Annotated in this window: 22 protein-coding genes; 2 read left to right on the top strand and 20 right to left on the bottom strand. The window is 29.0% G+C overall.

Annotated features, from left to right (window positions below; genetic code table 11):
* The first annotated feature begins 60 nt into the window (after positions 1-60).
* A complete protein-coding gene (locus JK634_RS03765; protein WP_202766289.1) occupies positions 61-387 on the top strand; it encodes a hypothetical protein in 327 nt (108 codons plus the stop codon).
* Between the two features lie 715 nt (positions 388-1,102).
* Here the strand turns inward: JK634_RS03765 and JK634_RS03760 are convergent.
* The 6 genes from JK634_RS03760 to purB all read right to left on the bottom strand — a co-directional run bounded on the left by JK634_RS03760 (position 1,103) and on the right by purB (position 7,263).
* Positions 1,103-1,828, bottom strand: a complete 726-nt coding sequence (locus JK634_RS03760; RefSeq protein ID WP_202766288.1) for a DUF4238 domain-containing protein — start codon at positions 1,826-1,828, stop codon at positions 1,103-1,105.
* Between the two features lie 469 nt (positions 1,829-2,297).
* The gene (locus tag JK634_RS03755) at positions 2,298-2,480 is read right to left on the bottom strand and encodes a hypothetical protein (protein ID WP_202766287.1); all 183 of its coding nucleotides are present in this window, start codon (positions 2,478-2,480) and stop codon (positions 2,298-2,300) included.
* Positions 2,481-2,760: 280 nt separating this feature from the next.
* Positions 2,761-2,919 (bottom strand): hypothetical protein, encoded by a 159-nt coding sequence (locus tag JK634_RS03750; RefSeq protein WP_202766286.1) that lies wholly within the window; start codon positions 2,917-2,919, stop codon positions 2,761-2,763.
* A gap of 616 nt (positions 2,920-3,535) precedes the next feature.
* Complete coding sequence (locus JK634_RS03745) at positions 3,536-4,138, bottom strand: hypothetical protein (protein ID WP_202766285.1); 603 nt, start codon at positions 4,136-4,138, stop codon at positions 3,536-3,538.
* Positions 4,139-4,304: 166 nt separating this feature from the next.
* Positions 4,305-5,174: a hypothetical protein gene (locus JK634_RS03740; protein ID WP_202766284.1), complete on the bottom strand. Its 870-nt coding sequence runs from the start codon at positions 5,172-5,174 to the stop codon at positions 4,305-4,307.
* A 658-nt stretch (positions 5,175-5,832) separates the two neighbouring features.
* Positions 5,833-7,263, bottom strand: coding sequence for an adenylosuccinate lyase (gene purB / locus JK634_RS03735; RefSeq protein WP_202766283.1), 1,431 nt, complete (start codon positions 7,261-7,263; stop codon positions 5,833-5,835).
* Positions 7,264-7,406: 143 nt separating this feature from the next.
* On the opposite strand from purB, the gene JK634_RS03730 reads away from it, so the two are divergent.
* On the top strand, positions 7,407-7,625 hold the full coding sequence (locus JK634_RS03730) for a DUF378 domain-containing protein (RefSeq protein WP_202766282.1): 219 nt from the start codon (positions 7,407-7,409) through the stop codon (positions 7,623-7,625).
* A gap of 33 nt (positions 7,626-7,658) precedes the next feature.
* On the opposite strand, the gene JK634_RS03725 is transcribed toward JK634_RS03730, so the two are convergent.
* From JK634_RS03725 to JK634_RS03660, 14 genes are all read right to left on the bottom strand, one after another.
* Entirely contained in the window at positions 7,659-7,919 is a 261-nt protein-coding gene (locus JK634_RS03725) for an HPr family phosphocarrier protein (protein ID WP_202766281.1), read from the bottom strand.
* Positions 7,920-8,017: 98 nt separating this feature from the next.
* Positions 8,018-9,211 (bottom strand): pyridoxal phosphate-dependent aminotransferase, encoded by a 1,194-nt coding sequence (locus JK634_RS03720; protein ID WP_202766280.1) that lies wholly within the window; start codon positions 9,209-9,211, stop codon positions 8,018-8,020.
* The gene (locus JK634_RS03715) at positions 9,208-10,047 is read right to left on the bottom strand and encodes a PHP domain-containing protein (RefSeq protein WP_202766279.1); all 840 of its coding nucleotides are present in this window, start codon (positions 10,045-10,047) and stop codon (positions 9,208-9,210) included. Before JK634_RS03715 ends, JK634_RS03720 begins: the two co-directional genes overlap by 4 nt.
* 145 nt (positions 10,048-10,192) lie before the next feature.
* Positions 10,193-10,453: a stage V sporulation protein S gene (locus JK634_RS03710; RefSeq protein WP_202766278.1), complete on the bottom strand. Its 261-nt coding sequence runs from the start codon at positions 10,451-10,453 to the stop codon at positions 10,193-10,195.
* 182 nt (positions 10,454-10,635) lie between these two features.
* Complete coding sequence (gene rny, locus JK634_RS03705; protein ID WP_373689039.1) at positions 10,636-12,168, bottom strand: ribonuclease Y; 1,533 nt, start codon at positions 12,166-12,168, stop codon at positions 10,636-10,638.
* A gap of 221 nt (positions 12,169-12,389) precedes the next feature.
* Positions 12,390-13,349, bottom strand: coding sequence for a hypothetical protein (locus JK634_RS03700; protein WP_202766276.1), 960 nt, complete (start codon positions 13,347-13,349; stop codon positions 12,390-12,392).
* A gap of 145 nt (positions 13,350-13,494) precedes the next feature.
* Positions 13,495-14,565, bottom strand: coding sequence for a recombinase RecA (gene recA / locus JK634_RS03695; protein WP_202766275.1), 1,071 nt, complete (start codon positions 14,563-14,565; stop codon positions 13,495-13,497).
* A 142-nt stretch (positions 14,566-14,707) separates the two neighbouring features.
* A complete protein-coding gene (gene pgsA, locus JK634_RS03690; protein WP_202766274.1) occupies positions 14,708-15,295 on the bottom strand; it encodes a CDP-diacylglycerol--glycerol-3-phosphate 3-phosphatidyltransferase in 588 nt (195 codons plus the stop codon).
* Positions 15,279-16,613 (bottom strand): 30S ribosomal protein S12 methylthiotransferase RimO, encoded by a 1,335-nt coding sequence (gene rimO, locus JK634_RS03685; protein ID WP_202766273.1) that lies wholly within the window; start codon positions 16,611-16,613, stop codon positions 15,279-15,281. Before rimO ends, pgsA begins: the two co-directional genes overlap by 17 nt.
* Positions 16,614-16,690: 77 nt before the next feature.
* Positions 16,691-19,018: an FtsK/SpoIIIE family DNA translocase gene (locus JK634_RS03680; protein WP_202766272.1), complete on the bottom strand. Its 2,328-nt coding sequence runs from the start codon at positions 19,016-19,018 to the stop codon at positions 16,691-16,693.
* A 95-nt stretch (positions 19,019-19,113) separates the two neighbouring features.
* Positions 19,114-19,851 (bottom strand): ClpP family protease, encoded by a 738-nt coding sequence (locus JK634_RS03675; protein WP_202766271.1) that lies wholly within the window; start codon positions 19,849-19,851, stop codon positions 19,114-19,116.
* A gap of 109 nt (positions 19,852-19,960) precedes the next feature.
* Positions 19,961-21,157, bottom strand: a complete 1,197-nt coding sequence (gene dapG, locus JK634_RS03670; RefSeq protein WP_202766270.1) for an aspartate kinase — start codon at positions 21,155-21,157, stop codon at positions 19,961-19,963.
* 21 nt (positions 21,158-21,178) lie between these two features.
* Positions 21,179-21,454: a YlmC/YmxH family sporulation protein gene (locus JK634_RS03665; RefSeq protein ID WP_202766269.1), complete on the bottom strand. Its 276-nt coding sequence runs from the start codon at positions 21,452-21,454 to the stop codon at positions 21,179-21,181.
* Between the two features lie 89 nt (positions 21,455-21,543).
* Complete coding sequence (locus JK634_RS03660; RefSeq protein ID WP_202766268.1) at positions 21,544-22,842, bottom strand: M16 family metallopeptidase; 1,299 nt, start codon at positions 22,840-22,842, stop codon at positions 21,544-21,546.
* Positions 22,843-22,859 lie beyond the last annotated feature (17 nt).

The following is a 22,859-nucleotide window of genomic DNA, read 5'->3' as shown; positions in this document are numbered from 1 at the left end:
TGTATTCAATTTAATGGTATAATATTCCTAATTGAATTCTTTTGTTAAAGGAGAGTAATTATGAAATTAAAAAATCTTTTTATTACGAGTCTACCAGAAGATCAAAAAATTGATATATGGAATAATAGAATAATTCCTGCAGTTTTAAAAAAAGTTAATAATCCTCGAATGATTTCAGATATAGATATTAAAACCGCTGATTTTCAAGTGAAATTTGATGAAATTGTAACTACTTTTATCGTAGAAGGTGACAATGCTTTTGGAGGACATTTAATTGAGGATTTTAGAGTAACATTAGATTTATTAAGCTACAAACTAAAAAAAGTAGAGATGAGGAGACGTGGACTATTAACAAATAAAGATAAATGGGTGAACTTAGGTAAATAGTTGTATTTGATTTTTATTTTATGTAATTGATATAGCTTATTTTACCAGTACAAACTATAAAGTTAAAAATTATTTTCTATTGAAATAAATTAGTTTAAAAACTCATTTATTTATTGTACTTTATGGATGGTAGGAAGAATGTCGGAAGTTTCTACATATCCTCATCTTTGGATTTAACTTGTTTTATAGGCTCTTGAAGTTGGGTTATGACTTTTGCTGAACCTTATTCACATTTGATTAAGTTCAATGATTAACATTTATTCAATTATATCCCATCCACATGTAACACTTTTATATAACAATCTTGTTTAGGTCATCTAGATGGATCTAACCCCACCACACGAATTCGATGTTGGGGGTTCAGAATAACTTGGAATATATTTAAAATACATTGTGCTAAAAAATCTAATACTATCAACATTTCTATCTAATACAGAATTATTCCAATACATATGTTTCAATTCAATTCCTTTAAGCCCGTAGCAAAATATTTAGCTTACTAATGTCAAAAATATTTTATTATTTACAACTATAATATTTAAACTTTACTTTTTAAGACTTCTAGTCATCTTATTTTAGAATAGTAAGTTGAAATATTTTAACTGCATAAATCAAATAGTTACTATCATAAAATAATAAATCGGTCTGCATTTGAAATCATTTCTTTATTTATCACTTCAACCTTATAATTATTTAATAAAATTATCCTTTCAGCTTAACTATGAGATAGTTCACTAAATTCACAAACGATTACTCCAATTTTCTTGGTGAGAGGAAAATAATATTTAATATCTCGACTTGGCGATTTCACTATTATGTTATCACTAGTTAAAAAACACGTATCTTCACTTTTAGGAACAACTAAAGAAAAATAACAATTACTTACTAAATATGAACAAATCTCACTCAATAAATTTTTATTTCCTTTGGGTAATTTAGCTGGTTCAATATCTGGGAAAATGTCTATCATGACTTCTTCAAAAGTTTCATCTGTGAAATTTAACATTACGTAAAATAGCCCTTTTTCCATTTCAGATACATTTGCAATATTACTATTATCCAAAGATTGATAAACGAATCGTTTAAATGTAGGATGCCGAATAAGCTGCAACGTAATGAATAAAGCAATTATAGTATCTTCTTCTCCAGTCAACCTAAAATCTTTAATGTTTTTGTATTCTTGTATTCTACAAATTAATTTATCAAAATTATATGATATATATGATTGAAAATTACTAAACATTTTTTCTAAATAATTTTCTTTATATTTTTTCCCGTTATCATCTTTAATTTCATACATGTCCTTTTCAAAACATACATTTCTAGTTAACATTTTACTATAATTGTTTGTGTGTATATTTTCAACTGTTAATCTTCCAGTATTATCTTCAAATCTCTTTAAATAGAATTGTGGAACATAGTGCTGCTTTCTAGTAGTCATTCCTCAATTTCTCCTTTTTTGATAATTTTTTGCTAAATATTATGTATGCATTTATTAATCCCTTATTTCAAAAAACTCCTTTTAATTTTCGATCTACTAAATAAAAATAACTATTTATCTATTTCAGTAAATAACAATATTTTATATTATTAATAGTAATACTGTTTTCACGCAACTTTAGTATAGATAAAATTATATAATATGATTTTGTAACTCTTGTTATACAAATGAAAATACTTAAAATCCTTTTACAATTTATATCACTTTTCTTATTTCTTCTCACACTATACACATATCTAATATAAACAACTTAATCTATTTAAAAAGCTTGTCTATTAATTCACATTTTGCAACTAAATCACTAAGATTTTTTATATTTCAGTACTTTTATAAAGATAAATTGGAATTTAAAAGTTTGTTTTTCTCTTAATTAATAGTAATTAATTTTTTATTAGATCACCTGGAGATATCAAGCAATATTAGCTAGCTGTTTTAATTTATTAATTATATCATTTATGCTACTTTTTAATTCAACAATAATTATGAGTGGGTATTTGAGTTCCATGCTTGTATCACAAAAGTCTTTAAACATAATTCTATAAGCGGTTTTAGCATCTTCAATAGACAATTGATCTTCGCTAATATTTATCACTTGCTTAAACGTATTTAAATCACCATATATTTTATAGATCATCTTAGTTTCTTCGCTAGATAAGATATGTGATAAGCTTGCTACATTTCGAATCCAATTTTCATCTAAATATTAACGATACTTTTTTTGCATTTTTTAAACTGGTCTATATCTTCTAACGTATTTATCATTTGTTTTTGTGAATTTAAATAGTTTTCTATCAAAGCTCTTATATCATTGGTGGCAAAGTAGAAACCATAATAAACTATCAACACACTTTCTTTTAAACTCTTTTTTTCTGTTACTTCGTCGATTTTTTTTGTGTCCATAATGCTCCAGATACAGCCATAAATGTACCTAATATAGCACCGAATGTTTGGATATAACTACTTTTATACTCAGTTGTCTTTAAAGGACTTAATAGCCATGAAAGTAAACCACTGAAAATTTGAACTCTCAATAAAATTGGTGTAATTAAAAATAAACCTCCAATAAAGCATATAATGATGAAGATAATATTTCCGTATTTTTGTTTATACGTTTTTGGGGTGTCTGTCTGAGATGAATTATTCATTTGAATTTACTACTCCTTTACAAATTACTATTTATTGAGTTATCTTGCATCTTTCATAAGTATCATTAATTTACAATCACTACAAATACCATTATATAGGATATAAATATCTTTGCATATAAGTAAATATTAATTGTTTTCAGTATTATTTTTATTAACATAAGTTTAATCTCTACTATTTTCGTGTTATTTTGAACTATGTTCTAGTCTATGACTTTAGACTAAAGTGAGACATTTTTAAACCCTCCTTATAATTACTCCATTATGCTTTGGCTGAACAACAACATTAAGTAATAAATAAGCACATCATTTTTGTAATAAGTAGTAAAAAATCATACTATTCATTTATGATTTTGAATAATATGATTTTGGAATTTTTATTTTCTTTTTAGAATCTTATGTTAAGTTATACATTGGAATTTGTTGAGGTAAAAATTATTGTTAAACTGTAATATCTAAATAAATTTATATTAAAACTCATTTTACATTGATTGCTATAATACTAATAAAATTTGTATCTACTAAACAGAGTCCTACCAGCTCTTATCTTATTAATCATATCTATAAAAAATATTATTTCTTTTCTAAGATTTAAGGTTGTTACCGCACTGAACATATCTTCATCATTATCAAAATTTAAATACATTCTATCTTCAAAAATAAGGTAATCTCTCGAGCTACAATGCTGATCCATAAAATCATTAATAATTTCATTTTCATAATAACCCGATAATATATGAGTAATAGATTCCTTTTCACATTTTGTTAACACTTCTCCATCACCAAAAGCAATAGTTACTCCTGAAATATAAACCAAATCATAAGAATTTTCCTTATCTATTTCATCTAGTATTGCTTTTGTTATTTGATTTTTGATTTCTTCTATACCATATTGGTTGATAAGATCTTCAATTTTAGAAATCTGATTCTTTAGTTCTTTATTTGTATGTTCATCATCCCCATCAGCTTTAGAGTCTAGTCCACCTATTACCAATTTCGTTCCTATACTTAAAGGAATGCCTATAGTAGGTATAAGAACTAATAAATCAGCTATATTATCCTTAGTAATATTTTTTAAGAATCGAAGTATCGTTTGCTTTTCCATATAACTCTCCTAATTTTTCTATATTTATATTCTATTCAATATACGGTTTCAGCAATGCTTCAAATAGTAATATTGTCTCATACAAAGATTGCTGAACACTAACTTTAATTTATCTAAATTGTATGGTTATTTACACTTAACATTATCAATATCTTCGAATGTTTCATTAATTTGGTGAAGAATGAGGTACCGCATTTCCGTTTAATCCAACTGGTGCTCCATCTAATGAAAACCAAGTGCCCCCTACATTAACTACAAGCCAAGCATGACCACTAGCATATCTTACAGATGAACTAAATCCAGATACATCAAAAACTGCTGATTTTACTTGTGCATTAGCATCACAGTCTTTCAATCCTCTAAATAATACATCATATGCACTTGAAGGTGTACCATTGTAAGGATTACTTGCATTAGTTGAACGAGATAAAGCATTTGCAGCTGCTCTTGCTCTTACAAATTTTAAAGTAGCATCTTTACCTACTTTGTGGTTCATATAACCTATATCTTCATTTATTAAATTTAACCAATTATATGCATCTGAACCAGCGGGATGATTTTCTGCCCTGTCGCCATCTAGGTATGAGTATACATATTGATTTATGTCTCCAGATCCTATAGCACCTCTTGCCTTACTCATTACCGCACTGTATTCGTCTTGATTGTTTACACCATATGTGTGTTCTCCGTAAATAGTTGAGATACCTTGATTTACTGGAGGTTGTGCAGGTGTACTTGAGCCTCCTCCATTGTCAGTACTACCTGGTGCTCCATTGTGTACTGGAACTCCACCTGAACTTCCAACATCTGTAGCTCCTCCTGCTGCAGTATTAGTTGCTACTTTCTGTGGCTGTTGTTCTGAAGATTGTTTTTCAGTTTGTTCTGTAGATTTTTCTGACTTTTCAGTTGATACCTTCGTTGCATCTATATTTTCATTATTTCCATTTTTGTTCTTTGTCATAATTATAATTAAAGCAATTAAAATAATACAGATAATTGCAGCAGAAATACTAATTACTTTTTTATTTTTAAGCATCAATTACCACCCCATGCCTTTCTATATTTTCCATATAATTATATCATATATTATTTTAAAATAAATAAAATTCAATGCTCAAGATTCACGAAATGATAGAAGATATACAATATATTTGCCATTTTATATTTTGTATTCAATATTAAAATTAATTACTCTTTAAGCTTAGTTATATATCCGCCTTTATGGTACTAATGGCATTTATTTAAGACCATCCCTCTTCTACCTAAGTCTATAATTATTCTCCTTACCTTTTCCAATCTCCATTATATAATCCTTACACTTTCGTATATCCTTGAACCTTTGCTTCATCAATATTAATAAGTCTATCTACAACACATTCAGTACTTACGATGATTGGAAGATTATTTAAGTATCTATAATTCGAGATTTCAAAGATTATACTTATATCAGATTCACATCTCTTCCCAACTCTCTATTCTCTATTCCATTCCCCATCAATTGAATACTATTTTCTTTAAAAACATTATAAATTTGTGTTTCCCAAATATCTCCTATAGCATGTCCTGTACAAGTTAAATTATCAGCATTTGCGACATTATTAAGTCATATAAATACATAATTACAAGTTTTTACAAAGTTATATTAAAGCAAAAATAAAAAGACCTATTTAAGTCTTCTTATTATCAGTATATTATTATACGTTTATTTCAGCTTTTGCACCTAGCATATCAGCATTATCATTTAATATAGGATCAATATATTCATCAATGAATTCTACAACTTGACTAGGAGCTCTTCCTATAAATTTCATTGGATCTATTATATCTATAATTTGTTCTTTAGATAATTTAAAGTCTGGATCAGCTAGAATTCTATCTATAAGGTCATTATTTAAACCCTCTCCTTTTACTCTTTGAGCAGCAGCCATAGAATGAACTCTTATTTTCTCATGAAGTTCTTGTCTATCTCCACCTATTTTAACAGACTCCATCATTATATTTTCAGTTGCCATAAATGGAAGTTCATTATTAACGTGAGCAGCAATTACTTTTTCGTATACGACCATATTCTCAGCTATATTCATGTATAGATTTAGAACTCCATCAAGAGCTAAGAAAGCTTCAGCAACAGCTATTCTTTTGTTTGCAGAGTCATCTAAAGTTCTTTCAAACCATTGAGTTGCTGCAGTAATAGCAGGATTTAAAGAATCAACAATTACATATCTAGCTAAAGCACTTATTCTTTCTGATCTCATAGGGTTTCTTTTATATGCCATAGCAGATGAACCTATTTGATTCTTTTCAAATGGCTCTTCAACTTCTTTCATGCTTTGAAGTAATCTTAAGTCATTAGAAAATTTATATGCACTTTGTGCTACTTCTGATAAAGTGTTTAAAACTATTGAATCTAATTTTCTTGGGTATGTTTGGCCTGTTACGCCAAAACTCTTCTTGAAGCCCATTTGAGTGGCTACCATTGTATCAAGAGCTTTAACTTTTTCTTCATCGCCTTCAAATAAAGTCATAAAGCTTGCTTGAGTTCCAGTTGTACCTTTTACTCCTCTAAGCTTTAAAGTACTTAATAAGTGGTCTATATTTTCTATATCCATAACTAAATCTTGCATCCAAAGTGTAGCTCTTTTACCTACTGTAGTTAATTGAGCTGGTTGGAAATGTGTAAAGCCAAGTGTTGGCATATCTTTATATTTTATTGAGAAATCTTTTAATAGTTTTAATACGTTAACTATTTTCTTTTTTACGAGTAAAAGTGCATCTCTCATTATAATAACATCTGTATTATCTCCAACATAACAAGAAGTTGCTCCTAAGTGGATGATCCCTTTAGCTGATGGACATTGTAAGCCATATGCATAAACATGACTCATAACATCATGTCTAACTTCTTTTTCTTTTTTTATAGCATCTTCATAATTAATATTATAAATATTAGCTTTTAATTCATTTATTTGTTCGTCAGTTATGTTTAAACCGAGTTCTTTTTCGCATTCTGCTAGTGCAACCCATAGTTTTCTCCATGTAGAAAACTTCATATCATCAGAAAATATGTAACTCATTTCTTTTGAAGCATATCTAGAATTTAAAGGTGTACTATATAAGTTTGTCATAAAAAACCTCCATACGAATAAAATTTAAAATTTATCTAATATAGTTCGCTATTATTATATCATAATTTCTACATAATATCAGTTATATTAAGAAAAAAAGTTGAATATAAATTAGTATAAAAATAGTTGGGAGTTGTATGAATATGTATAAAATAAGTATCTTAGACAAAGTTTCTTTTATTTTAGTAATTATCGGGGCCTTAAATTGGGGGACAATTGGGTTATTGAATTTTAACTTTGTTCACTTTCTATTTGGTATCTTACCCATTATAGAACGAATAATATATATATTAGTATTTGTCGCAGGAATAAATTTAGTAGCTATATTTGTTAAAAGTAAATTCGTTATGAAAAAAGCTTAAAATAAAAAAAAGGTTCTATCGAACCTTTTTTTATTATTCTTCTAAACTGTCGATTAATTTAACGATTTCTTCAACAGCTAAAGTTTCATCATCACCAGAAGCGATAACTTTTACTAAAGCGTCTTTAGTAACTCCTAAAGAAAGAACTCCGATTAAGCTCTTAACGTTAGCTTTCTTGCCATTGTACTCAATTTGAACATCAGACTTAAATGATGATGCTTTCTTAACTAATAAAGTTGCAGGTCTAGCGTGTAAACCTGTAGCATTTTTAACTAATACTTCTTTAACTACCATTACATTCACCTCTTTGTATATTTTGTTATAAACATAATAACTTACTTTATTATATATTGTTTTCTAAATAATTTCAACTGTATTCTAAAAATAACGAATTATTTTATGCAAGAAACAAATAAAGATAGTCTCTTTAGTCCTTCTTCTATAATACTATTTGAAGTAGCATAGGACAATCTAATATAATTTTCAAGACCGAATCCGGCTCCAGGTACTACTGCAACTTTATTTTCATCAAGCAATATGTTTGAAAATGTTAGTGAGTCATTTATTATTTTACCATTATAGCTTTTACCAATAAAGCTTTCTATATTCACCATAATGTAAAAAGCACCTTGAGGATAAATATAGCTTATGCCATCCATTTTATCTAGCAATGAACTCATTAAGTCACGTCTCTCTTGGAAAACTTTAATCATAGAGTGTAAATCATCCTGTGGCCCTTCTAACGCTTCTAGAGCAGCATATTGAGAAATAGAACATACATTAGAGGTCATATGACTTTGGATATTGCTCATAACCTTTATAACTTCCTTAGGACCTGCTGCATAACCTACTCTCCAACCAGTCATTGCATATGATTTAGACATTCCATTTATAACAATTGTTCTATCATATACTTCCTTACTTAAGCTTGCAATACTTATATGCTCTTCAGAGCCATAAATTAATTTTTCATAAATTTCATCAGAAATTATAAATAAATTATGCTTTACAGCAAAATCTGCAAGTTCTTTTAATTCTTCTTTTGTATATATAGTTCCAGTTGGGTTATTTGGGGAATTAATCAAAATTGCCTTAGTTTTCTCGTTTATGTACTTTTCTAGAATGCTAACTTTAAATTTATAGTTATCTTCTTTTTTGCAATCAATAAATACTGGAACTCCATCAGCTAATTTAGTTAATTCAGGGTAACTAACCCAATAAGGTGTTGGTATAAGAACCTCATCTCCAGGATTTAATATCGCAAGAAAAGCATTTGCTAAACACTGTTTAGCTCCTGTTGAAATTACTATTTGAGATTCGGCATATGTTAAATTGTTATCTGTATATAATTTAGTAGCTATAGCTTTTTTAAGACTTGTTATACCAGCTGCTGGTGTGTATTTTGTATATCCTTCTTCCATAGCCTTAACTGCTGCATTTCTAATGTTTTTAGGAGTATTAAAATCTGGCTCACCTGCTCCAAAACTTACTACATCTATCCCATTAGCCTTCATTTCTTTAGCCTTTGCTGTAATAGCTAATGTAATTGACGGCGATATTGCTTCCCCTTTTTTTGATAAAATCATAATGTACCTCCATTTTTACTTTTGCTTATTAATAGTTTATTTAATTGACATTCATTGATGCCATATTCACCTATAATACTTTCTTCTTTTGAAACAATTGTGTGACAATCGCTTCCCCCAGTTACAAGAAGTTTGTATTTGCTCGCAAAATTATAAATACAATTTATTTTTTCGCAATTATGACTAGGATGAAATACTTCTATGCCTTTAAGTCCATGACATTTTAATCTTTTGATAGTATTCTCCAACTCCATTGGTCTATTCATTTCTCCTGGATGTGCTAAAACAGAAATTCCTCCAGCGTATTCTATAATATCTAAAATTTCTTTGTAAGGAAGTTTTTCTCTTTTTACATAAGCTGGCTTTCCTTCAATAAGATAATTAACAAATGCAGATTTGAATGTTTCTGCATATCCTTTTTTGACTAATGCAGAAGCAATATGAGCTCGACCTAAAGAGCATAATTTATTAGCATTTAAATCTGAAAAATCAATTTTTATGTCAATTTTATTTAACTTATCTAATATTACTTCAACCCTTTTTGATCTTGATACCTTTAAATCATCCATCAATCCTAATAAGTGACTGTTTTTTATGTCTATGAAGTACCCCAATATATGTATTTCAATATCATTAAATTCAGTAGATAATTCTATACCTGGAATTATTGATAAATTATCATACATATTTTCCGTTATGTATTGTGATTCTAGGGTATCATGATCAGTTATGGAAATGTAATTTATTTTTCGCCTCATTGCTAATTCAACAATTTCCTCAGGTGTTAATTTACCGTCAGAATATGTTGAGTGAATATGTAAATCAGCGTATTTCATAACTTTCACCTGATTTCTCTTACTATATATAAAAAATATATCATTTTATCATTATATTGTAAACTTTAATATGTGAAAGTCTTATTAAAAGGAAAAAACTCGACATTGTCGAGTTAAGTTCAAAAATAATTTATAAATATTATTATTACCTAGGTTGTACAATTAGTTTGATAGCTGTTCTTTCTTCTCCGTCAATTACAATATCAGTGAAAGCAGGAACACATACGATATCCTTTCCACTTGGGGCAACAAAACCTCTAGCTATAGCAATAGCTTTTACCGCTTGATTAATAGCTCCGGCTCCAACAGCTTGAATTTCCACTATATTTTTTTCTTTTATAATTGCTGCCAGTGCACCTGCTACTGAATTTGGATTAGATTTTGTTGAAACTTTTAATACTTCCATTATTTTGACCTCCTAGTCTTACTAAATTAGCATACGTTTACATATTGCATAATAATTACTTTACACCATATTATATATTCTATAAATTTCATTAAATTCCTTCTTCATAAATAAAAAAAATTAAATTTTTATTAAGAAAAAATAAAATACATTTTGTTTTCACAAAATGTATTTATTATCGATTATTTTGCATACTCTACAGCACGAGTTTCTCTAATTACATTTACTTTTATCTGACCTGGATATTCCAATTCTTCTTCAATGCTCTTTACAATATTTCGTGCCATCTCAGTTGCGACTGCATCATCGACTTGATCTGGTTTAACCATAATTCTAATCTCTCTTCCAGCTTGAATGGCATATGACTTTTCTACGCCTTCATATGAGTTTGCAATCTCTTCTAATTTCTCTAACCTCTTAATATAAGCTTCTAGTGTTTCCCTTCTAGCACCTGGTCTTGCTGCTGAAATTGCATCAGCTGCCTGAACCAATACTGCTTCCAACGAAATCATCTCAACATCTCCATGGTGAGCCGCAATAGCATTTACCACTACAGCTGATTCATGATATTTCTTAGCTAAATCTCCACCTATTAATGCATGAGGACCTTCGTACTCTTGATCTACACCTTTTCCTATATCGTGTAGCAAACCAGCTCTTCTTGCAATGTTAACATCTAGTCCTAACTCAGAAGCCATCAATCCAGCTAAATAAGCAACTTCTATTGAATGTTTTAAAACATTCTGACCATAACTTGTTCTGTATTTTAATCTACCTAACAATTTAATAATCTCAGGGTGTAATCCATGTACCCCAGTTTCAAAAGTGGCTTGCTCGCCTTCCTCTTTTATATCGTTTTCTACATCTTTCGTAGCTCTCTCAACCATTTCTTCAATTCTAGCAGGGTGTATTCTACCATCTACTATTAATTTTTCCAAAGCTAATCTTGCTACTTCTCTTCTTATAGGATCAAAGCTTGATAATATTACTGCTTCAGGAGTATCATCTATAATCAAATCTACCCCAGTTAGTGTTTCAAGTGTTCTAATATTTCTACCTTCTCTACCTATAATTCTGCCCTTCATTTCATCATTTGGAAGCGCTACAACGTGTACTGTTGATTCAGAAACGTGATCGGCAGCACATCTTTGAATAGCAGTTGTAATTATTTCTCTTGATCTCTTATCTGCTTCTTCCTTGGCCTTAGTTTCAACCTCTTTAATCATAATGGCAGCTTCGTGTTTAATTTCTTTATTTACTTCTTCAAGTAAAATATTCTTAGCATCTTCAGAGCTTAAACCAGATATTCTTTCTAGTTCCTCTCTTCTTTGCTTTAATAAGTCTTGAACATCGGCTTCCATTACATCAATTTCTTGCATTCTTTTGTTAACAACGTCTTCTTTCTTTTCTAACACTTCACCTTTTTTGTCAAGTGTTTCTTCTCTTTGAATTAATCTTCTTTCAAGTCTTTGAATTTCATTTCTTCTTTCTCTTGAATCTCTTTCAAAGTCATTTCTTAATCTATGAACTTCTTCTTTAGCTTCTAAAATAGCTTCCTTCTTCAAAGATTCTACATCTTTTTTAGAATTCTCAAGAAGTTCATGTGCTTCTTTTTCTAAGTTTTCAACTTTATTTTTTGAAACTTTTTTCACAACCATATATGTAGCAACTGCTAAAACAGCTAATACTACAATATCTATTAATATAAGTTTCATTTCCATTTAAACACCTCCTTCGCATCTATTTGAATGTATATAAAATTTAAATAAGATAGCGTAGAAAGGTGTCATATATATTCTCACTGTAAACTAGTGAATTTGATAAACCAGTATTTGTTATTATTGTATAGCAATTTTTTTCTTATGTCAAGCGACAACAATTGCTAGGTGAATTAACCATGGTATTATACGCATAATATACCTAGCAAAAAAATTGGTTATTTTTTAATTTCAATTCCTACATTTGAAAATTCACAACTTGAGCAATCGTAGTTTTTAATTTTAAGCTTTCTGTAATTATTATTAACTATAAATCTATACTTATTCAATTTATATTCGTCTCCATTTATATAAACTGCATCATTGTAAAATTTTATTACTAATGGAATTAGGTCTTTAATATTTTTATTAAATAGATTACTTTTCTCAACTGGTGTATATATTGCTTGTACACCATAAGAATCATATACTTCTATTCTATCTGTAGATGTACTTATTGATTTTATATTACCATTATCATAGAATTTTAAAGAGTTATTTTCTCCATGTATTCCGATTGCACTATAATCGTATGCATTTATATTGCCTATTGGTGTGATTATCTTTGTTAAATCACTTGGTTCGCATGATTTAATACTCCCATTTTCATATAAAGATATGCCTATTCTTATTTTTATATCTTGTTCATTAGCTTTAATTAATATATTATCCTTTGGCCATAAGGTAATACTTTTGATTTTCTCATTTTCATAAAATTGAAGAGTCATAAATTTGGATTTAAAAGATCCAAATCTAAAATGAAAATCATATTCTTGAGCAAGCTTATATTCATTTTCTTCACTCCAATATGCTGTGAGCTTGCCATTTAAGTGAAATAATCTTTTTATATAACCATTATCATAAAAAGTTATTTTCTCTGCAGAAAAATATTTGTTTTTAATTTTTATATTTGTATTCTCATTTAATGATATTACTTTTAGACTTCCATTTTCATAGAAAGATAGTGAATTAATATATTTTTTTCTTACCTCATCATATTCATATTGTGGGATCAATTGTCCGTAAGAGGTTTCTAAGATGTTTTTCTCAGTTAAAATGCATTCTTTCAATTGACCATTATTATAATATATGGTTGAAGACATTCCTTTAATAACACCGTACTTTGTATTTATCTCCATATAATGTACCTCCTGTATCTTTCTAAAAATTTATATTTTTATATAACAAAAAGGAGCAGTGAATTTCACTGCTCCTTTGCAACACCATTATATGGTATTAATTCTAGCATGATTTAGTTTTTATGTCATCTTAAAAATTTAAAAATTATTTTACTTCTTCTTTATTGGTTTCTTTAGTTTTAGCTTTTTCTTTTTCAGCCTTAGCAGGAGCTACTGCTAATGGCAATTCATATTTTTTTCTAATTGTATTTTCTATTTCTAAAGATAGCTCTGGAGTATCTTTTAAGAACTGTTTAGCATTTTCTCTTCCTTGGCCTAGTCTAACATCGCCATAAGAGAACCAAGCTCCGCTTTTTTGTATTATGTTCTCTTTAACCCCTACATCAACAATGTTACCTTCTTTTGATATACCTTCGTTATACATTATATCAAACTCAGCTTGTTTAAATGGTGGTGCCACTTTATTTTTAAGAACTTTAACTCTAGTTCTATTACCAACTATGTTATCACCAAGCTTTATAGAATCAATTCTTCTTATATCCATTCTTACAGAAGCATAGAATTTTAGAGCTCTACCGCCAGGAGTAGTTTCTGGATTACCAAACATAACACCAACTTTTTCTCTTAATTGGTTTATAAATATAGCTACACATTTAGTTTTGCTTATAGTTCCTGTAAGCTTTCTAAGTGCTTGAGACATTAATCTTGCTTGAAGACCTACATGAGAATCTCCCATTTCACCTTCAATTTCAGCTCTTGGAACTAAGGCTGCTACAGAATCCACAACTATAACATCAATTGCTCCAGAACGAACTAAAGCTTCAGCAATCTCTAAAGCTTGCTCACCTGTATCTGGTTGAGATACTATTAAATCATCAGTTTTTACTCCTAAGTTACGTGCATAGTTAGGATCTAACGCATGTTCTGCATCTATATATCCAACGGCTCCACCAGCTTTTTGTGCTTCTGCTACAATTTGAAGAGCTACTGTAGTTTTACCTGAACTTTCTGGACCGTATATTTCTATTATTCTTCCTTTTGGAACTCCGCCTATTCCTAAGGCTATATCTAAATCAAGACATCCAGTTGATATAGCTTCTATTCCGCTAGTAGTATGCTCGCCTAATTTCATTATTGAGCCTTTTCCGAACTGTTTTTCTATTTGGCCCATTGCAGCCTCTATTGCTTTTAGTTTATCCATATCTAAATTTGCCATGAGATTCCATCCTTTCTCGAACATCTGTTCTATATACTAATTATATGTTACTTTTTTATTTATGTCAACAAGTGATATTATAAAAGTTCCAATAAGAATTGGAACTTTTATCTAAATTATTATCATTTATTTTTTTTATATACTACTTATTTGTATCTATTGTATTTTTGTTCTTGTTAAAATAGTCAATTCCAGAAAGGATAGTAATTGCTACAGCTATATATAATAATACATCTGGTAAATAATTATATAAAGCATGAAGTGTGTTATTAGTCATAAAAGTATTTAAAAGCATACTTGAATTATTTATATTTACTTTTAATAATAGTGTTATTATTGCAATAATTTGAATTACAGTTTTAATCTTTCCCCACCAAGAAGCTGCAATAACAGTTCCTTCTGCAGCTGCTATAGTTCTCAAACCAGAAACAGCAAATTCTCTAGCTATAATTATAACTGCAGCCCAACTAGGTATGATTTGTAATTCAACTAAGGAAATTAATGCAGAAGTAACTAGCAATTTATCTGCTAATGGATCCATGAATTTTCCAAAGTTAGTAATTTGATTTCTACTTCTAGCAATATACCCATCTAGCTTATCAGTTAATGACGCTAGTATAAATATAAAAGTAGCTATATATGTTCCATAATCAATTTTCAGTGCAATAAACAGTAAAAATACTGGTACTAAAACAATTCTAATAAGTGTCAATTTATTTGCAAGATTCATCACAAACAACCCCTAATAAATCATATTCCAAAGCCTCGGTAATTTTAACCTTAACAAACTCTCCAACCTTTAGGTCTTGATCTTTTATAAATACATTTCCATCAATATCCGGAGCCATTTCTTCACTTCTACCAAAGAAATATTCTCCATTATATCCTTCCACAAGAATATCATAGATTCTTCCAATTTTCAAACTATTTATTTCAGAAGAAATATTCTGTTGTATAAGCATGACTTCTTCTTCTCTTTTAGCCTTTAAATCTTCAGTAATTTGATTGCTCATAGTTGCAGCAGGAGTACCCTCTTCTTGAGAATATCTAAATACTCCAACTTTCTCTAATTTGTATTCTTGAAGAAAATCCTTTAGGGTATTAAAGTCTTCATCGCTTTCACCAGGGAACCCTACAATTAATGAAGTTCTTATAGTTATATCAGGGATAGATTTTCTTATAGTATTAATTTTATCTATTACATCTTCCTTTGATGTTTTTCTCCCCATAAGTTTAAGTATATTTGAAGAAATATGTTGTAGTGGCATATCTATATATTTACAAATCTTTTCTTCAGAAGCCATTACGTTTATAAGTTCTTCTGTTATCTCTTCTGGATAGCAGTACATAAGTCTGATCCATTTAAGATCATTTATTTTGCAAAGTTCTTTTAGTAATTTATGAAGTGTTTTCTCACCATATAAATCTATACCATAACGTGTAGTATCTTGAGCTACAAGAATTATTTCCTTTACCCCATTACTTACTAAAGCTTCTGCTTCTTTTAAAATGTTTTCTATTGATCTACTTCTGAACTTTCCTCTTATTTTTGGAATTATACAGTAGGTACAGAAATTATCGCATCCTTCAGCAATTCTTAAATAAGCAGTTGCTTTATCAGTAGTTATAACTCTATTACCTTCATTTATATTTTCGTCTGAATAATCTATTGAGACTACTCTTTCATTACCAGCAATAAAGTCCTCAATATACTGATTAATTTTCTTATAATCATTTACTCCAAGCATTATATCTATTTCAGGCATAAGCTCTTCTAAATCTTTTCCATATCTTTGAGTTAAGCAACCAGTTGCAATTAAAAGTTTGCAATTATATTTATTTTTATATTTAGCCATTTCAAGTATTGTATCTATAGATTCTTGTTTAGCTTTCTCAATAAACCCACATGTATTTACAATAATTATTTCAGCTTCTTTGGGATTATTTGTAAATTCATAATTGGTTTTCATCTCACCTAGTAAGATTTCTGAATCTACTCTATTTTTGTCGCACCCTAAACTTACTAAACCTACCTTATATTTTGTCAAAATTATTCCTCCTATGTTAGATAAATTACAAATTTAATTTTAAAACTCTTTATATTTTAAAACAAGTGTTTTTTTACTTAAAACTCCTCTAATTCGCTTTTTGATATTAATACCTGTCTTGGTTTTGTTCCGTCTTTTGCTGATATTATGCCTCTTTCTTCTAATTGCTCAATTATTCTAGCTGCTCTATTAAAGCCAATTCTCAATCTTCTTTGTATAAATGAAGCAGAAGCTTGGCCGCTTTCAACTACAATATTTATTGCTTCATCTAGAAGTTCATCAGTATCATCATCAGAAATTTTATTATTTTCAACAGATTCACTATTTATATGGTCAATTATTTCCTCTTTATATTGAATGTTATTTTCATCTGATTTTATGAAAGAAACAACTTTTTCAACCTCTTCTTCAGAAATGAATGCACCCTGTATCCTTAGAGGTTTCGATTCACCAACGGGATAGAATAACATATCTCCTTTACCTAATAATTTCTCAGCACCAGAAGAATCTAGTATAGTCCTTGAGTCAACTTGTGAAGAAACTGCAAAGGATATTCTGGATGGTATATTAGCTTTAATTACGCCAGTTATAACATCTACTGATGGTCTTTGTGTTGCAAGAACTAAATGCATACCTGCTGCTCTTGCCATTTGTGCTAATCTTGCAATGTATTCCTCAACATCATTTGGACATACCATCATTAAATCTGCCAACTCATCTACAATTATAACTATATAAGGAAGCTTTGCTTCAATTTGTCCTTTTTCTAAAAGTGCATTATATGATTGTACATTCCTAACACCTAAATCAGCAAACAACTTATATCTTCTTGTCATTTCATTAACAGCCCAATTTAACGCTGCAGCAGCTTTTTTAGGATCAGTTACTACTGGTATTAATAGATGAGGAATTCCATTATAAACATTTAACTCTACAACCTTGGGGTCAATCATAAGCAATGCTACATCTTCAGGAGAATATTTATATAAGATACTCATAATTAAGGTATTAATACATACCGATTTTCCTGAGCCAGTTGCACCGGCAATTAATAAGTGCGGCATTTTACTTAAGTCTGTTACAATACACTGACCGGCAATATCTTTTCCTAATGCAAAGGCAACATTACTTGTAGAACTTTTAAATTCATTGGATTCTAGTACTTCTCTTAAAAATACAGGAGTTACCTTTTTATTTGGAACCTCTATACCTACAGCAGATTTTCCAGGTATTGGAGCTTCAATTCTTACTCCTGAAGCTGCTAAACTTAATGAAATATCATCAGAAAGATTTACAATTTTTGAAACCTTAACTCCAATATTAGGTTGAAGCTCATATCTTGTAACAGCAGGTCCTTTTGTAACTTGTAAAACTTTTGCTTCAACACCAAATGAACTAAGAGTTTCTTCAAGTTTATTAGCTGAAGCTATAAGTTCTTTTTTATCTTCCTTATTAATCTTAAGACCACTGTTAGCATTTAAATAGTCTAAATTAGGTATAATATATTCCTTTTCTGTTTTTACCTCAGATATTTTTTCGACTATCTCTTTATTTACATCTTCTTTAACATCATTTTCAAGCTTTTTACTTTTAGTTGATTCACTTTTAACATTAGAAACATCAGAAGCTAGATCACCCATTTGAAACACTGCGATTTCTTTATTTTTCTCTTCTGCAAACGGTTCATTATGAATTTCAGCATTTTTCATAAAATCTAATATTTTTATCTTTTTGTTTATACCATCTATATATTCATTTTCAACTTTGCTTTTTTCAACTTCTAAATTAATATCTGGTTCTCTCTCTTTTAATTGGATATTTTTATTTTTTAAATCTTCTTTAACTCTCTTACCTTTATCTTTTATATTTTTCCCCATATCTCTAATTGAGAGATTAAATGTTATTACTATACATATAACATAGATAGCCATATAAACAATTATTGAACCTACAAATCCTAAGATTTTATATAGAGGATATGCTAATGTAAAACCTAAAATCCCGCCATCTAATGGTGATGAGTTCTTAATTATGTCTCCTATAATTGTAAAAAAGTCAGATGTGTTATTACTACGTATGTCCATATTTATTGAGGCTACTAATAGTAATGTATTAATTGCTAAAAAGGTTATAGGGTAAAATTTATACCCTAGTTGAAGCTCACCTTTGTGATATATTATCATAGCACCAAAATATATTAGATATAATGGCATTACAAATGCTCCTATTCCTAAAAGGGAGAATAAAACATTCTTTGAAAAAGCAGAAAAGTATCCTGCTAAGTTAGTATATATACCTATTGCTAAAATGAATCCTATAACAATCCACATAAAACCTTTTATCTCTGAATATTGCTTTATCTCTGTTTTTTTCTTCTTTCTTGCTCTAGTCTTTCTCCTTGCCATTTTACCACCCCTATCTCTCTATTCTATATTATAAATTAATATCCTTTTTTACACAAATAAACCATAGGATTTTTCCTATGGTTTATTTAACATTTCTATTCTATCATAGATTCAAGTTTATCTAAAGCAGATTTCACTCCACCAACTTCATCTATTAATCCAATATCAACTGCTTCTTTTCCAATTAGTATAGTTCCCATATCATTGAGAAGTTCATCTGTCTGCAACATTAAACGCTTTAATTCATCCGTTTCTATTTTAGAAGTTCTAACAATAAAATCATTTATTCTTTGTTGCATCTTATTGAAATAATTAAAGGTTTGAGGAACTCCTATTATTAGTCCGTTCATCCTTATTGGATGAATAATCATTGTTGCTGACGGAGATATAAATGATGCTTTAGCAGAAGTTGCTAATGGAGCACCTATGGAGTGGCCACCACCAATTACTAATGAAACAGTTGGTTTAGACATACTATTAATCATTTCAGCTATTGCAAGCCCAGCCTCTACATCTCCACCAACGGTATTAAGTATAAATAAAACCCCTTTAACATTTGGATTTTGTTCTATTGATAACAGTTGAGGTATTAGATGCTCATACTTTGTAGTTTTGGTGTTTGGCGGTAAAATCATATGCCCTTCAATTTGACCAATTATTGAAATTACTTGAATTCTTTCATCTGGTTTTACAGGTTCTGTATTTCCAACTTCTTTAATTGATTCAATATCTTCATTTTTTTCTTTTTTTTCTTCAGCTTCAGATTCAGCAGAATAAAAATTATTTTTATTAGGATACTTTTTATTTAAATTTATAGGATCATCATAAGTCATAACAAACATTCCTCCTGTACTTTTATATTTTGTACAGGAGGAGTATTTTTATACTATAGGAAACTCAATTTATTCTTGTTTACATAAGTTATTAGTTAAACTTAAAAATCTATAATTGAAAAGTCTGGTGTAAAATATTTGTAGCTTCATTTACCTTATCACTTTCAATTAAACACCAAATAGTGCTATGAGAGTCAGCAGTTTGAAGTACATCTATATTACTATCACTTAACGCTTTTATTATCTTTGCCATTACTCCGGGTATTCCTGCCATTCTTGAGCCTATGACAGAGATCTTACTACAATTTTCTATTAAGGTATATTTAATATTAATATTTTTAAATATAGTTTCTAGCATATTTTTCTTGCTGCTATCAATTGTAAATATTTTTTCTTTTGGAAATATATTTATTAAATCTAAACTGATATCATTATTTGCAACAATATCTAATAGTTCCTTATAATGAGGGTTGCCTTGATTATCCTCTAATTTAATAGAAACTTGTATTCTATTGTTCAAATATGTAATTCCAGTTATTATTCTTGTGCTATTTGAATCACCTATGCTATTTATTAATGTACCAGAACAATTATTCATTGTGTTCTTAATTACTAGTGGCACATTCCCTCTCATAGCAATTTCTACTGCCTTAGGATGAATTACCTTAGCACCTTGGTCTGCTAATTGGAAAACTTCACTATAACTGATTACATCTATTAATGAAGCATCTTCTACAATTCTTGGATCAGCAGTCATTATTCCATCTACATCAGTATATATTTGAATCTCATGAGCATTTAAAGCAACGCCAATTAAGGAAGCAGAAGTATCACTACCGCCTCTACCTAAGGTAGTTATAAAGCCTTCCTTTGTCATCCCTTGAAATCCAGTTATTACAGGTATATATCCCTTAGATGTTATGTCACTCAACATTGTAATATCTACATTAGTTGAGGTAGCGTTAGTAAAGTCATCGTTAGTTAATATACCGGCTTGTCCACCTGTTAATGGCATAGCCTTTAGACCAACCTTATTTAATTCATTACTCATTACTACTGCACTTATTATTTCACCACAACTCATTAATAGGTCTGTAGCTTGTTTATTTTCTTCTTTAAATTTATCATCAAGCAAAGATAACAATGTATCTGTTGCATAAGGTTCACCTTTTCTGCCCATAGCAGAAACAATAACTACAGGTGAAAATCCTTCATCTATAGCTGCTTTTACTTTTTCTACTACAAACTTTCTTCTACTTTCGGTTGATACAGATGTGCCACCGAATTTTTGTACTAAAAATTTCAAAATATCCACTTCCTCTTAATTTTATAACCTTGCTCGTTTAATATTCTCTTCTTCTACATCTAGAATGATAGTTTTTGATCCTATTTTTTTTACATACTCCCAAGGTATTTCTAAATATTCACTACCTCCGAAAAATGAAAATTTTGAGTTGTTTAAATTAATAATTAAAAACTTAAGATTCCCATCATCATCAATTATAATATCATTATTAGATAAATAACTATATTTTTCTCCATCATTTACGTTAATTATTTCAAAACGTTCCATTTCACTTAATGTTTTAATATTTTCACTCATAGCATTACCCCCTTAAAACATAATATGAGTTAAGGAGGTAATTTATAACTAAATGCATTCATAAAATTTACATAATATTATATTGTGAGCTATACTAATGTTGCATTTATAGAATTATAAGCAAAAACATCCTTCTCGCATTGAGCAGATAATTCATCAAGAGAAATACTTTTCCCAACAAAAGCTCCATTTACAATTCCATCATTAAAACAAACACTTTGAACTTCTTTTATGGTATCTTTATTAATTCTATCTATTTTTTTTATTATATCTTCTGGAGTATTTATTTTATTTTGGAATAGTACGGATTTACCGTTATTAAACATCCTTGCAGAGGTACTCTCTAATCCTAAAATATAATGTGCTTTAATCTTCTCTTTATTAATATTTATCTCTTCTTGAGTAAATTCTCTTGTTTTAAATTTATTTAATTCCTCTTTAATAACAGAAATAGCTTTACCAGCATACGTTGGACTTAACCCTGTGTATACATTAAATGCACCAACATTTTGAAATGGTAGCAGATATGAGTATATTGAATAGCATAACCCTAACTCTTCTCTAACTTTTTGAAATAAAATAGAGGATGCTCCACCGCCAAGTATATTATTTAAAAGAACTAAACTATAACCTCTTTCATCACCATTTGGAACACCTTTTAGTCCAAAGTTAATATGAAGTTGTTCTATATTTTTTTCAGTATATAAAAAGTTTTCTTCTAATTTAGACTTTGAATATTCAAAAGATCTATTTGAAGTTTCTTCCCATACACCAAAATAATTTTCTATCAAGGTTTTTAATTCAGATTCATCAAAATTTCCACATATTGAAATTACAGTGTTTTTGGTAGTATAGTTGTCATTTATGAAATCTTTCAGCTTTTTTGAATTAAAGCTGGATACAGTTTTAGGAGTACCTAAAATTGCATAGGATAAAGAGTCATCACCAAAGGCAGCTTTAGCGTATACGTCACCTAAGACTTCTTCAGGTGTATCCTCATTCATATTTATTTCTTCTATTACTACTCCTTGTTCTTTAGATATTTCTTCATCATCTAATTTAGAGTTTAGAATCATATCTGCTAGAATGTCTATAGAAAGTTCTAAATGTGTATTTAAAGCTTTAATATAATAACATGTTGATTCTTTGCTAGTATAAGCATTTATTTGACCACCAACATTCTCAATCTCTTCTACGATTTCCTTGGCGGTTCTTTTATTTGTACCTTTAAATAACATATGTTCAATAAAGTGAGATATTCCATTAATACTTGGATTCTCATTTCTAGAACCATTATTAACTAAAACACCAATGCTAATGGAATTAATGTAGTCAATTTTTTCAGTTACAATTCTTAATCCATTTTTTAAAGTATATAAGTTATACATAATGCCTCCATTTAAAA

The organism is Clostridium paridis, assembly GCF_016765615.1.
GTDB lineage: Bacteria > Bacillota > Clostridia > Clostridiales > Clostridiaceae > Clostridium_T > Clostridium_T paridis.
This window is presented reverse-complemented; position numbering and strand designations above follow the sequence as displayed.

Excerpts from the sequence above, each read along its gene's own strand:
- JK634_RS03765 (WP_202766289.1), top strand. The coding sequence starts at position 61 with ATGAAATTAAAAAATCTTTTTATTACGAGTCTACCAGAAGATCAAAAA.
- JK634_RS03760 (WP_202766288.1), bottom strand. The coding sequence starts at position 1,828 with ATGACTACTAGAAAGCAGCACTATGTTCCACAATTCTATTTAAAGAGA.
- JK634_RS03745 (WP_202766285.1), bottom strand. The coding sequence starts at position 4,138 with ATGGAAAAGCAAACGATACTTCGATTCTTAAAAAATATTACTAAGGAT.
- JK634_RS03740 (WP_202766284.1), bottom strand. The coding sequence starts at position 5,174 with ATGCTTAAAAATAAAAAAGTAATTAGTATTTCTGCTGCAATTATCTGT.
- purB (WP_202766283.1), bottom strand. The coding sequence starts at position 7,263 with ATGACAAACTTATATAGTACACCTTTAAATTCTAGATATGCTTCAAAA.
- JK634_RS03730 (WP_202766282.1), top strand. The coding sequence starts at position 7,407 with ATGTATAAAATAAGTATCTTAGACAAAGTTTCTTTTATTTTAGTAATT.
- JK634_RS03725 (WP_202766281.1), bottom strand. The coding sequence starts at position 7,919 with ATGGTAGTTAAAGAAGTATTAGTTAAAAATGCTACAGGTTTACACGCT.
- JK634_RS03720 (WP_202766280.1), bottom strand. The coding sequence starts at position 9,211 with ATGATTTTATCAAAAAAAGGGGAAGCAATATCGCCGTCAATTACATTA.
- JK634_RS03715 (WP_202766279.1), bottom strand. The coding sequence starts at position 10,047 with ATGAAATACGCTGATTTACATATTCACTCAACATATTCTGACGGTAAA.
- JK634_RS03710 (WP_202766278.1), bottom strand. The coding sequence starts at position 10,453 with ATGGAAGTATTAAAAGTTTCAACAAAATCTAATCCAAATTCAGTAGCA.
- rny (WP_373689039.1), bottom strand. The coding sequence starts at position 12,168 with ATGAAACTTATATTAATAGATATTGTAGTATTAGCTGTTTTAGCAGTT.
- JK634_RS03700 (WP_202766276.1), bottom strand. The coding sequence starts at position 13,349 with ATGGAGATAAATACAAAGTACGGTGTTATTAAAGGAATGTCTTCAACC.
- recA (WP_202766275.1), bottom strand. The coding sequence starts at position 14,565 with ATGGCAAATTTAGATATGGATAAACTAAAAGCAATAGAGGCTGCAATG.
- pgsA (WP_202766274.1), bottom strand. The coding sequence starts at position 15,295 with ATGAATCTTGCAAATAAATTGACACTTATTAGAATTGTTTTAGTACCA.
- JK634_RS03680 (WP_202766272.1), bottom strand. The coding sequence starts at position 19,018 with ATGGCAAGGAGAAAGACTAGAGCAAGAAAGAAGAAAAAAACAGAGATA.
- JK634_RS03675 (WP_202766271.1), bottom strand. The coding sequence starts at position 19,851 with ATGACTTATGATGATCCTATAAATTTAAATAAAAAGTATCCTAATAAA.
- JK634_RS03665 (WP_202766269.1), bottom strand. The coding sequence starts at position 21,454 with ATGAGTGAAAATATTAAAACATTAAGTGAAATGGAACGTTTTGAAATA.
- JK634_RS03660 (WP_202766268.1), bottom strand. The coding sequence starts at position 22,842 with ATGTATAACTTATATACTTTAAAAAATGGATTAAGAATTGTAACTGAA.